Here is a 13225-nt window from a genome sequence, read left to right as displayed (position 1 = left end):
TACTGCTGTTTTTACTTTGGTTTTTTTATTTTTTGCTTGAGATGTCTATTAATAAGATAGACATATATATGTCTAACAGATATATCCAGCGTAATTACGTTATAATTAACTATAATTAATGTTGTTTTAACCGAATTCCAAGTTATAAAAGGAGTACTTTATCATGAACATCTACCACATTGCAGACAAAATTATCAACGTAATCAAAGATATGATAGATGAACAAATTATTATATGTGATATTAATGGAATTATCATTGCTGGTACAAACCCAGAGCGTGTTGGTGATTTTCACGAAGGATCCGTGTTGGTTATCAAAAATAAAGAATCACTCATGATTACGGAAGCTTTAACGATAGACTTAAAAGGAGTTAAAACTGGTATTAACCTCCCCCTCTTTTTTAATAAATCCGTTATAGGAGTTATCGGCATTACTGGAGAAATCGAAAAAGTAAAGCCGTTTGGGGAAATTGTCCGGAAGATGACCGAGCTATTGATTCACGAGAATAATTATTATGAACAGATTGAATTTGAACATCGATCTGTAGAGAATGTTGTATTTGATTTACTTCGGAGTAAAAAAGTAGATCGTTCATTACTGGATAGAGCAGAAACACTAGGAATAACACTGGATGGGACGAAACAGGTAATTATTTTAGTAATAAATGACATAAACTCCACTCTCCAAAACCAGGTATGGCAGTATCTAAAGGATCTTATTCCAAAGAAGGATATTGTTATTCGCTGGGGAGACAACCGCTTGTTTTGGATGCATACACTTTCATCGAAGAAAGAGCAAATAAAACCTGACTTTTTGAAAGCATTACAAAAATCTTGTGAAAATAACTTTCCTATTAAATTACATATCGGTGTAGGAGATATGGCAACGGCTGGTGACCTATATCGTTCTTACGAAGAGGCACTTATTGCGATTAATTATTTCCCAGTCGATACCCAGCTATCTTTTCATACTGATTTACAATTGGAACTTTGCCTGCAAGATATTTCTGATCGTACAAAAAAAGAATACATTAAAAGAACAATCGGTATGTTAATCGATCATAAACAGTTACTTCATACATTGCACGTGTTCATAGAAAATGAATCTTCCCTACAAAAAACAGCTGACGCATTATTCATCCACATCAATACACTGCATTATCGATTATCAAGAATTGACCAGTTAACAGGTCTTGACCCGAAACGCTTTAAAGACTTAACGAATTTATATTTAGCTATTACATTTTTAGATGAACATACAACTAATTTTAAAAATCCAGCATCTTTTTCGTATAAAAACACATAGAATTTTCTATGTGTTTTTATTTATACTATATAAATTAAAGTAATAGTTAAAGGCCTATAGGAGGTTATTAATTATGTTAGATAAGTCAATTATTGAACGATTTAAAGAAATTGTTGGAGAAAAAAATGTAGAAACATCGAGCATGTCGCTTCATTCTTACAGCTATGATGCCACACCGGGTTTTCGAAAGACTCCAGACGTCGTAGTGGCACCAAATAACTCAGAAGAAATCGCAGAAATCGTAAAAATTTGTAATGATCATAAAATACCACTGACTCCTAGAGGGTCAGGCACAAATTTAAGTGCTGGAACAACGCCTCTTAAAGGTGGAGTTGTCTTACTTTTTAAGCATATGAATAACATCCTAGAAATTGATGAGCAAAACCTAACTGCAACGGTTCAGCCAGGAGTAGTTACGAAAAACTTAATCGAAAAAGTAGAAGCAATAGGATTATTGTATCCACCAGATCCTAGTTCGATGAACATCTCTACGATTGGTGGAAATATCAATGAGAATTCTGGAGGGTTGCGCGGGCTCAAATACGGTGTAACAAGAGATTACGTACTAGGTTTGAAAATTGTTCTTCCTAATGGGGACATTATTGAAACGGGCGGAAAGCTCGCAAAAGATGTAGCCGGATATGATTTAACGCGATTATTTGTTGGCTCTGAAGGAACTCTCGGAATTGTTACAGAAGCTATTTTGAAATTGGTACCGATGCCAGAATATAAAAAAACGATGCTTGCAACGTATGCAGATATCGATGACGCTGCAAGGACGGTATCCGCAATTATCGAAAACCGAATAATCCCTGCTACTCTTGAGTTTCTAGATCAGCCAACCGTTGAAGTTGTAGAAGAATACAATCAAATTGGCCTACCTACCGATGCAAAAGCAATTTTATTAATTGAACAAGATGGTCCAGAATCAGTAGTAAACAAGGATATAGAAAAAATAGCGGAAATATGTAAGGAATTAAATGCGGTAACTGTAAGCGTTGCTAAAAATGAACAAGAAGCAACAGCTCTTACGACTGCACGTAGATCAGCACTGTCTACGATTGCACGTTTACGACCAACTACCTTTTTAGAAGATGCGACCGTTCCAAGATCACAAGTAGCTCCAATGGTAAAAGAGATTAATAGAATCGCGGAAAAATATAATGTAAAAATATGTACATTTGGTCATGCCGGAGATGGAAATCTTCACCCCACCGTTCCAACAGATGTTCGAAACAAAGAAGAATATCATCGCGTTGAACAAGCTTTTGCTGAGATATTTGAAAAAGCGGTTGAGCTCGGTGGGACAATTACTGGTGAACATGGTGTTGGCGCAATGAAAGCACCATTTCTAAAATTGAAATTAGGCGAAGAAGGAATTCGAGCATTAAAGAGTGTCAAGCAAAGTTTTGATCCCAATAATATTATGAATCCCGGAAAAATGTTTTTCGAAGAAGAGGAGAAAGGAGAATAGAACGTGGATACATTAGTAAAAGAACGTATTCAAGAAGACTTTCAGAACCGGATGGACAGAGATGAATTGGAAAATTGTATGCGCTGTGGATTCTGTCTCCCCGTTTGTCCAACCTATATCCAATCAGGGTATGACGAAACACAATCCCCTAGGGGACGGATCGCTTTAATGAAAGGCATTGTTGATGGAGAAATCGAACCCGATGAAGATATTGAACAAACATTGAATGAATGTCTTGGATGCAGAGCCTGTGAACCCGCCTGCCCTGCTGGTGTAAATTATGGTCAGCTGTTAGAGGAAGCAAGGGATATTTTCAATCAAAACAAGCAACATTCCCTTCCAGAAAAAGTAATTAGAAAGACTGTCTTTGAAGGATTATTTCCACATCAAAACAGAATGGAAAACATGACCTCTCTTCTCACCTTTTATCAGCGATCTGGCCTACAAAAGGTAGCAAGAAATATTGGATTTATGAAGCTATTTCCGGATACACTGGCTACTATGGAAAAAGTATTGCCATCCACTCCAACACGAAAAGAAATGGGGTCTCGAGCTACCTACTATGTCCATAAAAGTCAGCCAAAAGCGACCGTAGCATTTTTCAAAGGCTGCTTGATGGATACTATGTTTCGAGAAGTGAATAAAGCAACGATTGAGCTATTGCAAAAAGTGGGATGTGACATCGCTGTTCCAGACACACAAAACTGTTGCGGTGCATTACATGGCCACTCTGGAGAAAAAGAGAAAGCGAAAGAACTAGCCAAGAAAAACATAACTGCATTTGAAGAAGTCGGTGCTGATTATATTATTACAAATGCTGGTGGATGCGGAGCTTTCCTCCATGATTATGGTCATCTATTGCACGATGATCCAGAGTGGTCAGAGCGAGCAGCAAACTTTGCTTCAAAAATAAAAGATATCACTGCGATTCTTGTCGAACTTGATTTCCATCTGATGCCACTGCAAATGCCAAAACAAGTCGTTACTTACCAAGACTCGTGCCATCTACGAAATGTACAAAAGACATTTGATGAGCCAAGACTTCTATTGCAATCAATTGATGGTCTTCATTTTGAAGAAATGAACGATGCAGCACGATGTTGCGGCTCAGCCGGAATATATAATATCGTTCATTCCGAACTGTCCATGAAACACTTGGATTACAAAATGGAACAAGTGAAAGATACCGCGGCAACAACCATCGTGACTACCAATCCTGGATGCCTCCTGCAAATGAAATTAGGCATTGAACGAGAAGGATTGTCTGATAGAATGCGTGCTGTTCACATTGTTGAGCTGTTGATTGAGGCTGTGGACCGAAGAACAAGTGTATAAATTTACACATTTGAAACCCAAACTGTTTAATTAATTCTACCAGTTTGGGGTTTCGTTCTATTTACAACTTTTTTATATTTCTCATGCTATTTTAGTTTATAGAACGGCTCTATTCACTACTTTCTTTGATTTCTCATGCTATTTTGGTTCTTAGAACAGCTCTATTCACTACTTTCTTTGATTTCTCATGCTATTTTGGTTCTTAGAACAGCTCTATTCACTACTTTCTTCGATTTCTCATGCTATTTTGGTTTATAGAACCCGCTCTATTCACCACTTTCTTCGATTTCTCATGCTATTTTGGTTCTTAGTACAGCTCTATTCACTACTTCTTTAAATTTTTTAAGTTTTTTTCGTTTATCGGTCCGCCTATCCACCATTTTCGCGATTTCTCAAGCTGTGTTTGGGTATTAGACCATCCTCTAAATTTAAAAGGAGCCAGCAACATAACTAGCTCCTTGAAGAATTGTTACATTAACTCCTCTACCACTTCCCCGGGTGTCTATGTACATATTCAGGGAAGTCGGTAATAATTCCATCTACTCTTAGGTCAAGTAAGCGATCTGCCTGTTCTTGTGTTCTCACCGTATAAGCCCACATTTTCAAGTCTTTATCATGAACACGATCAACTAATTCTTCTGTAACAATATTCATATTCGGATTAAAATAGTCGGCATATGTAGCAAATTCTTCTAGTTCTTCATCCGTTACATCTGCCCATGTAAGGCCTGCAAGCACACCATGTGGAATTCTAGGTAACAGTTCCTTTGATAATTGTACGGATTCATGGTTGAATGACTGGATGATAATTTTACCGTTTCTTGGTTTATCCATATTACGTTCCCTCAAGGCTTCAGCAACTTTTTCTTCCATACCTGGATAAAGTTCAGGAGACTTTAATTCTATTAAAATACCAATTTTTCCACGGTACTTATCCAGAATTTCTTCAAATGTCGGAATAGGCTCCCCTGCGAACTCTTCACCAAACCAGCTTCCCGCATCTAATTGTTGAATCTCTTCTAAAGTATAATCACTAACATCCCCAGATCCATCTGTCGTCCGATCGACGGTCGTATCATGGATAGCAATTACCTCACCGTCTGCTGTCATTTGTACATCGATTTCGATAAAGTCAGATTTCATTCGTAATGCCTTATCAAATGCTGCGATAGTGTTCTCTGGAGCATGGCCAGACGCACCTCGATGTGCTACGTTTACCACTTTTTTGTGATGCGGACTTGCCTTAGTTTCTGCATTGGACGCTAAGACTGGTGAAGTAAATACAGACATGAAAATAATTGCTACTAATCCAATAAAAACAATCTTTTGAAACATGAAATCACTCCTTTTCCTATATTTGGTTTTCATTATAATCAATGACTATTAAAGGAAAGTGAATTGTATGATAAGTAATTGTAAGGATTTCCCATAAAAAAGACCCACTTACTAATCGTTTTGAACTATGTTTTTGATTTTTTACATCATCAAGTTGACAACTTTTGTATATAAACTGATACTGCTATTGAAGTATTCTTCTTTTCAGTTCTCAGCTTTACATAAATATTTAGAAGGAATAATAACGTTTTTATAAGGAGGTATTCATGTGCAAAAGTACTCCAAGCATAATTCATATGGATTTCGATTTAAAGGAGATTATCAAAGGAATGTAGCAGGCTTGCACGCGATAGGATATGAGCTACGACAGGATTCTAGCTATTATTGGGATGGCCTAACTAGAGGTGAAAAGAACGTTATTGTCTTTCAATACACCTTAAAGGGAAAAGGCGCTATTCGTATTGGTGAAACAACGCATCAATTAGAAAAAGGAACAGCATTCTTTATAGACATTCCAAGTGATCATTGTTATTACTTTCCTGATGACTCTACAGAATGGGAGTTTATATTTTTCACTATGTACGGTAATGAAGCACAAAAATATTATTCCGAGATTACAAGAAAACATGGACACATCTTTCAATTACCGATTCATGCAGGTCCGGTAAGACACATTCTAAAAACTTTAGAAAAAATAGAAACGACAGGTATCAATCATGGCTATGAAGCCTCCTCGTGTGCATATTCATTTATTATGGAATGTCTAGAATTTGTAGAATATGGAATCCAAAATGCAACAGATGCGCCTCCACCTATTTTAAGAGCAGTCCAATACATGAAAGAAAATTTTCAAGAAGATCTTACGCTGGATGATATTGTCGGTGAATCAGGATTGTCAAAATATCATTTCACGCGTCGATTTGTTAAATCAATGAACGATACACCGATTCACTATCTCAATAATATGAGGGTGAAACAAGCTCTGCAACTACTATTAATAGAAGAAAAAACAATCGAAGAAATTTCAAGAGAAGTTGGATATGCATCAAGCAATTATTTTAGTAAAGTTTTTAAACAAATGGTTGGTGAGACTCCTAGTGAATATCGAAAAAGTACCTGTGTTATGCCCGTCGACCATTTATTTATCGACTAAAACCAAAGAGCAATATTTTACTCATAACAAAAATATTTACGATTGAAAGCGCATCCAAACCATATTATGATGTATTCAATAAATAGCAATTTTCTCCCCTATGTTAACAGGTCTTAATGCTGCCACTTCAAAAAATGTGGACTACTAAAGATCGTAAATAGGAGAATATTTCAGGAGGTATAAGTAATGTCTAAAATAACATTTCTAGGTGCAGGCTCTACTGTTTTTACGAAAAATGTTTTAGGTGATTGCATGACAGTAGAAGCTTTACAAGATTTCGAATTTGCTTTGTTCGATATTAACCAGGAACGACTGCAAGATTCAGAGATGATGTTAAATAACATGAAGGCAAACATGAATTCTACCGTAACGATTAAAGCATATCAAGACCGTAAAGAGGCACTTCGCGGGGCAAAATATGTTATCAATGCGATTCAAGTAGGTGGCTATGATCCATGCACGATTACCGACTTTGAAATCCCGAAAAAATACGGTCTGCGCCAAACCATTGCTGACACGATTGGTATCGGTGGTATTTTCCGCAACTTACGAACGATTCCAGTAATGCAGGAATTTGCTAAAGACATAAAAGAAGTATGTCCAGATGCATGGTTCCTTAACTATACAAACCCTATGGCTACCCTAACAAATGTGATGTTAAAAGAAGGAATCAAAACTGTCGGACTTTGCCATAGCGTTCAGGTATGTGCAAGTGATTTACTAAAATCATTAGAGATGCCAACGGATAATATCCAATATAAAATCGCTGGTATCAACCATATGGCTTGGCTTTTAGAGATTACCCGTAATGGAGAAGACATTTATCCTGAAATAAAGAAACGAGCTAAACAAAAACAGAAAGAAAAGCACGATGATATGGTTCGTTTTGAACTGATGGATAAATTCGGCTATTATATTACAGAATCTTCTGAGCATAATGCGGAATATCATCCATATTTTATTAAGAGGAATTACCCTGAATTAGTTGATCGTTTTAATATCCCCTTAGATGAATACCCTCGCCGTTGCATTAATCAAATTGAGGGATGGAAACAGATGCGTGAAGATATAGTGAATAATCAAGAATTAAATCATGAGCGTTCGCATGAATATGGTTCATACATTATCGAAGCGATGGAAACAAATAATCCATTTAAGATTGGCGGTAATGTATTAAATACAGGACGATTAATTAATAATTTACCTGAAAATGCCGTTGTCGAAGTCCCTTGTCTGGTTGACGCTAGTGGTATTTCCCCAACCTATGTTGGTGATTTACCGGAGCAGTTAGCTGCTTTAAACAGGACAAATATTAATACGCAGTTATTAACCATTGAAGCTGCTTTAACAAGGAAAAAGGAGACAATTTATCAAGCTGCCATGCTCGATCCACACACATCTGCAGAATTATCCATGGATGACATTATTTCTTTATGTGATGATTTAATCGAAGCACATGGAGATTGGCTACCTGCATACCAGTAATAGATGGGAGACTAGGAGACTAATTGAATTGGTTACTAAAAGCGTTTCAGAAATATACTCCAGTCATCATTTGGGGGCTTTAGGGTCCTCCGGGTTGCTCATGCATCAGGGGTCTCGCCTAGCCCTTTATCTCACAGGAGTCTCCGTAAATTTTTAAGCTAATTACCACTATCCATCGGCTTTGAAGAGTAACATTTAATGATTTCCTCATAACCTCTCGTCTTATAAAAAGTATAAGTCTTTACGAAAGTATAGTTCAAAATTGGAAGCGGTTTAATTTGTTGACTGTCAAACTTCTAACGAAAAGGAGTATCCTTATGCGATTATGTTTCAAAGCTTTTTTAATTGTAATACTATCAGCTATAACCCTTGCAGGCTGTACGGAAAATGAAACAGAAGTCAGCTCAAAGGATAATGAAAGTACTGGTAATCAGGTAACATTATCTGTCTATTCAACTGTATCCAATGAAGCAGAGCAAAATGCAGTCAAGAAAGTAGTAAACGACTTTGAAGAAGAAAACCCAAATATTCGTATCAATTTGAATCTTCCCGGTCAAGACTACGAAAGTCAATTACGGATTCGAATGGCTGCCAACGACCTTCCAGATTTATTTGATACACATGGATGGGCACAAAATCGATATGGTGAATACACGATGGACTTAAGAGAAATGGGATGGGTTGAACATCTTGATCCGACATTAGAACAAATCTTTATGGATGAAGATGGTAAAGTCTATGCTTATCCACTTAATCAAGCAATGGATGGATTAACTTATAATAAACAAATTCTAGAAGACTATAACATTGAAGTACCAGAAACATTTGAAGCTTTCATGCAAGCTTTAGAAACAATAAAAGAAAAAAGTGATAGAGAAATCGCACCATTTTGGTTCGATGGTTCTACTACGACTTCCTTTGGCCAGTACTATGATCAGTTCGCTACTCCCCTACTCATCACTCACCCTGAACATGACTATAGTGATGAGCTATTGAACGGTACTTTTGATTGGGAACCTTATAATTTCTTATCAGAAAAACTGCTGGAAATGTATGAGAAAGATCTACTTAATATCGATGTATTAACAGCTAGACCTTATGAACAAAATCAACTCATTGCGCAAGGAAAAATTGCCTTTGTGATGCGTACCGTACCCATAAATGTCATTAAGGAATTGAATCCTGATATCGAACTAGGCGTTATGCCTGTACCAGCTATTCACGAAGGAGACAGTCCAAGTTGGATTGGTGGAGAACGACATACACTTGCTATTTGGAAAGATACACCACATCCCGAAGAAGCAAAAGCATTTCTTGAATTTCTCTCTAGACCGGAAAATGTAAAAGCTGTTGCAGAAGGAACCTCTTTATCTGCGGGACTTACCAACACAAAAGCCGACATCTATTATCAACCATACTTTGATCAATATGAAGATATAGTTGTAGAGCCTTATTTCGATCGGATTTATTTACCAAACGGTATGTGGAAACCAATGGGAATGAGCGGCCAAGAATTATTATCTGGGGTACTTTCTCCAGAAGGTGTGTCACAAAAAATGAAAAGTGAATATTTACGATTATTTGAACAAGCAGGATTCGATTAAACCCTTAAGATTATCCTCAGAATAATTTTCTATAGGAGTTGAATGAAAATGGCAGTAGGCGTAAAGAAGCCCGCACGTATCGCGCGCAACTCATCCCTTTGGTGGATGTACTTACCAGCTCTCCTGTTTGTTTGTTTTTTTATCGTTTACCCATTTTTAAATGGTATTCGCATTTCATTTACAAACTGGAATGGCTTTTCTCAAACATATGACTATGTAGGTTTTAGACAATATACACGGATGCTTACTGATCCAGATACTTGGACGATTGTTCGTAACACTTTAATTTACGGAATAGGCAGTACCCTATTTCAAAATATCATCGGTCTAGGTTATGCGCTTTTACTTAATCAAAGCATTAAATTCAAACGTATTACCAGAACAATCATCTATTTACCAGTTATTATCAGCCCATTAATTATGGGGTATATTTGGTACTTCTTCTTTTCCTATCAAGGCGGTGCGCTAAATGATGTTCTCTTGGTATTAGGATTAGACAGAGTAAATATCTTAGGAAATGTGGATATCAACATTTGGATCATCGTATTCGTAAACACTTTTCAATTCGTTGGTGTCGCAATGATTATATATTTAGCTGGTTTACAAAGTGTCCACAGAGATTATTATGAAGCAGCAAATATCGATGGGGCATCTGCTCTCCAGAAATTCAAAAATATTACACTTCCACTATTGATGCCAGCGGTTACGATTAATATAGTAATCAATATCATTGGTGGTTTAAAACTATTTGACGTGATTATCTCGCTAACTGGTGGTGGACCAGGCAACTCTTCGCAATCGATGTCTACGTTTATGTACGATTTATATTTTACAAGAGAAGATGCAGGGTATGCCGCGACACAAGGTGTATTGATGATGGTGATTATTTTAATACTGAGCTTGTTAGCACTTATCTACTTTAAACGTAAGGAGGTTGAAGCATAATGGATTATATTTCAAGTAAACGAAAAATTACATTATCCACTTTCGCTATCATTATTGCAGTGCTTCATTTTCTTCCTTTCTATATATTAATTACGACAGCGCTAAAAACAAAAAGTGATTTCAGTTCAAAATGGGTTTTCCCAACAGAATTTAGCTGGTCTAACTTCACAGAAGCTTGGCAAGTAGCGAATTTGGGAAATGCTTTATTAAACACTGGTATAATAACTTTTTTTGCAGCTATTTTATTAATTGTTATTGGATCACTTGCCGCTTATCCACTGGCAAGAAGGCAAACAAAGCTTAATCGATTTATGTTTATGTTCTTTATCGCCATTATGGTCGTCCCACCACTTGCTGCGTTAGTACCATTATATCAGTTAGTGGTAAATATTGGCTTAATGAATACACATGAAGTAGCCATCTTTAATAATGTTGCTTCCTATCTACCACTTACTATCTTTTTATATGCAGGATTTATTCGCTCGACGATTCCCAAATCCCTGGAAGAAGCAGCTAGAATAGATGGTGCGGGAACGTTTCGAATTTTTTTCCAGATAGTCTTTCCTTTATTAAAACCGGTAACTGCTTCTATTCTCATTATTGCTTGTGTATATATTTGGAACGACTATCAATTTGCAATCTTTTTCCTTCAAGACGAATCCGTACAGACAATGACAGTTGCACTATCTAGATTCTTTGGAGAAAATGCTAATAATATTAATTTAGTAGCTGCGGCGGCGATTATTGCAACATTACCGATGGCTATTCTCTTCCTCCTCTTGCAAAAACACTTTGTCAACGGACTTGCAGCTGGATCTGTTAAGGGATAGGCCATGTATAGAAAGCATCTTCTTGACGTATTAAAGAAAAGTTGTTTATCGAGAAAAAAACTGTCCAGGTTCGGAGAATTCTCCTATCTGGACAGTTTTTTTACTTTATAGATCTCTATCTTCTGTAGCGTCAGGAAGTGTTTCCTCAAATCCTTCACGCATTTTTTTAAGTTCTTTCTGCTGCTTTTCCCTAAACTTAGGATCATGCTGACGCTGTCTATACTCTATCATTAAAATGTCATGTTCACTTCTCAATGCCTTGATAAGCGAAATACACATAAGAACCATTAAGATTCCAAATGGGAATGCAGAAATCAGCATAGCCATTTCGAGAGCTGAGAGCCCACCGGACCACAATAGAACGGCAGCAATTGCAGCTAAGATAATACCCCAAATAGCCTTAATTCCCATACCTGGATTTAATTGCCCTCCTGTAGTCAGCATACTTAGCACAAATGTACCGGAATCGGCAGAAGTAATGAAGAAGGAAGCAATCAAGAGTACTGCCACACCAATAACCACAGCTGCCATTGGTTGTGACTCAAGAAATGCAAATAATGCTACTTCATTTCCTAGTTCATTCATTAACTGATGGATTACTCCTCCTTGAGCGGCATCCATTTCTAATCCTGCAACACCAAAAACAGAGAACCATAAGGCACTAAATATTACTGGTACAGCAGTTACCCCAATAACAAATTCACGAATTGCTCTACCTCTAGAAACCCTTGCAATAAAGGTTCCAACAAATGGTGACCAGCCAATCCACCATGCCCAATAAAAGAGTGTCCATGCGTTCAAAAACTCTCTTTCACCGGTAAATGCATTCATATTTAAAGTCATTGATGGTAGATTTTGAACATAATTACCAATAGTAGTTGTAAATGACTCAATCATTTGTACAGAAGAGCCAAGAACAAATACAAATGCCATTAATGCGATAGCAAGAACAACATTTATCCAACTCAAGTATCGGATTCCTTTATTGATACCTGTAGTTGCAGAAAGAATGAATAATATAGTGACAATCAAAATGACAATTAAATTTGTTGTCAGGTTGTTTTCAATTCCATCAAATGAAAAGCTCAAACCAGCTGTAATTTGTGTCGCACCAAGTCCGAGAGATGTTGCAATACCAAATACAGTAGCAAAAACTGCTAATGTATCAATGGCAATTCCCAGGGGACCCTTAACACGATCGCCAAATAGTGGTGCAAAAGTGGAACTAATTAAAGCAGGTGCGCGGTGGCGGAATTTAAAGTAAGCCAATGCCAATGCCAGCACAGCATATGTAGCCCATGGATGAAGTCCCCAATGAAATAAGGTGTACTGCATTGATTGTTCTGCAGCCGCAATCGTTTCAGGTTCCGCTGAAGGTGGTGAATAATAATGTGTTACTGGTTCTGTTACTCCATAGAATACCAGTCCAACACCCATACCAGCGGTAAATAAAAACGCAAACCAAGTAAAATAACTATAATCTGGTTTATCGTCAGGTTTACCAAGTTTGATTTTTCCATATGGCCCAAAAATAAGAAATATGGCAACCAAAACAAACCCTGTAGTAACTAATAAGTAAAACCAGCCAAACGTATTCGAAATATAGGTATCAACAATGCCTAAAACATACTCTACATTTGCAGGGAAAAAAGCTCCCCATATAATAAATACAGATACTAATGCCATAGAAACCCAAAAAACAGGTGTAATTGATTTGATAATATGACCTCCTTATCTTTCTTTGTCAAAACTCTTGTA

10 protein-coding genes are annotated in these 13225 nt (G+C 36.9%); 8 read left to right on the top strand and 2 right to left on the bottom strand.

From position 1 onward, the window contains the following. The first annotated feature begins 163 nt into the window (after positions 1–163). The 3 genes from ABC346_RS07665 (at position 164) to ABC346_RS07655 (ending at position 4115) form a co-directional block, all read left to right on the top strand. On the top strand, positions 164–1306 hold the full coding sequence (locus ABC346_RS07665) for a CdaR family transcriptional regulator (RefSeq protein ID WP_413234292.1): 1143 nt from the start codon (positions 164–166) through the stop codon (positions 1304–1306). A 73-nt stretch (positions 1307–1379) separates the two neighbouring features. After that, on the top strand, positions 1380–2780 hold the full coding sequence (gene glcD / locus ABC346_RS07660; RefSeq protein ID WP_413234291.1) for a glycolate oxidase subunit GlcD: 1401 nt from the start codon (positions 1380–1382) through the stop codon (positions 2778–2780). 3 nt (positions 2781–2783) lie between these two features. After that, on the top strand, positions 2784–4115 hold the full coding sequence (locus ABC346_RS07655) for a (Fe-S)-binding protein (RefSeq protein WP_413234290.1): 1332 nt from the start codon (positions 2784–2786) through the stop codon (positions 4113–4115). A gap of 483 nt (positions 4116–4598) precedes the next feature. Here ABC346_RS07655 and ABC346_RS07650 read toward each other — a convergent pair whose 3' ends face one another. After that, positions 4599–5450 (bottom strand): glycerophosphodiester phosphodiesterase, encoded by an 852-nt coding sequence (locus tag ABC346_RS07650; protein WP_413234289.1) that lies wholly within the window; start codon positions 5448–5450, stop codon positions 4599–4601. Positions 5451–5718: 268 nt separating this feature from the next. Here ABC346_RS07650 and ABC346_RS07645 point away from each other — a divergent pair, with 268 nt between their 5' ends. From ABC346_RS07645 to ABC346_RS07625, 5 genes are all read left to right on the top strand, one after another. Continuing rightward, positions 5719–6603, top strand: a complete 885-nt coding sequence (locus ABC346_RS07645; protein WP_413234288.1) for an AraC family transcriptional regulator — start codon at positions 5719–5721, stop codon at positions 6601–6603. A gap of 186 nt (positions 6604–6789) precedes the next feature. After that, positions 6790–8088: an alpha-glucosidase/alpha-galactosidase gene (gene melA / locus ABC346_RS07640; RefSeq protein WP_413234287.1), complete on the top strand. Its 1299-nt coding sequence runs from the start codon at positions 6790–6792 to the stop codon at positions 8086–8088. Between the two features lie 317 nt (positions 8089–8405). Next, the gene (locus ABC346_RS07635; protein ID WP_413234286.1) at positions 8406–9692 is read left to right on the top strand and encodes an ABC transporter substrate-binding protein; all 1287 of its coding nucleotides are present in this window, start codon (positions 8406–8408) and stop codon (positions 9690–9692) included. A 48-nt stretch (positions 9693–9740) separates the two neighbouring features. Further along, positions 9741–10637 (top strand): carbohydrate ABC transporter permease, encoded by an 897-nt coding sequence (locus ABC346_RS07630; RefSeq protein WP_413234285.1) that lies wholly within the window; start codon positions 9741–9743, stop codon positions 10635–10637. Next, a complete protein-coding gene (locus ABC346_RS07625; RefSeq protein ID WP_413234284.1) occupies positions 10637–11467 on the top strand; it encodes a carbohydrate ABC transporter permease in 831 nt (276 codons plus the stop codon). The genes ABC346_RS07630 and ABC346_RS07625 overlap by 1 nt, the downstream gene beginning before the upstream one ends. 105 nt (positions 11468–11572) lie before the next feature. Here ABC346_RS07625 and ABC346_RS07620 read toward each other — a convergent pair whose 3' ends face one another. Further along, complete coding sequence (locus ABC346_RS07620; RefSeq protein ID WP_413236529.1) at positions 11573–13186, bottom strand: BCCT family transporter; 1614 nt, start codon at positions 13184–13186, stop codon at positions 11573–11575. Positions 13187–13225 lie beyond the last annotated feature (39 nt).

Source organism: Oceanobacillus phoenicis (genome assembly GCF_047238145.1).
Lineage (GTDB): Bacteria > Bacillota > Bacilli > Bacillales > Amphibacillaceae > Oceanobacillus.
This window is presented reverse-complemented; position numbering and strand designations above follow the sequence as displayed.

Bases quoted from the DNA above. Each gene is read 5' to 3' on its own strand.
- ABC346_RS07665 (WP_413234292.1), top strand. From the start codon at position 164: ATGAACATCTACCACATTGCAGACAAAATTATCAACGTAATCAAAGAT.
- glcD (WP_413234291.1), top strand. From the start codon at position 1,380: ATGTTAGATAAGTCAATTATTGAACGATTTAAAGAAATTGTTGGAGAA.
- ABC346_RS07650 (WP_413234289.1), bottom strand. From the start codon at position 5,450: ATGTTTCAAAAGATTGTTTTTATTGGATTAGTAGCAATTATTTTCATG.
- melA (WP_413234287.1), top strand. From the start codon at position 6,790: ATGTCTAAAATAACATTTCTAGGTGCAGGCTCTACTGTTTTTACGAAA.
- ABC346_RS07635 (WP_413234286.1), top strand. From the start codon at position 8,406: ATGCGATTATGTTTCAAAGCTTTTTTAATTGTAATACTATCAGCTATA.
- ABC346_RS07630 (WP_413234285.1), top strand. From the start codon at position 9,741: ATGGCAGTAGGCGTAAAGAAGCCCGCACGTATCGCGCGCAACTCATCC.
- ABC346_RS07625 (WP_413234284.1), top strand. From the start codon at position 10,637: ATGGATTATATTTCAAGTAAACGAAAAATTACATTATCCACTTTCGCT.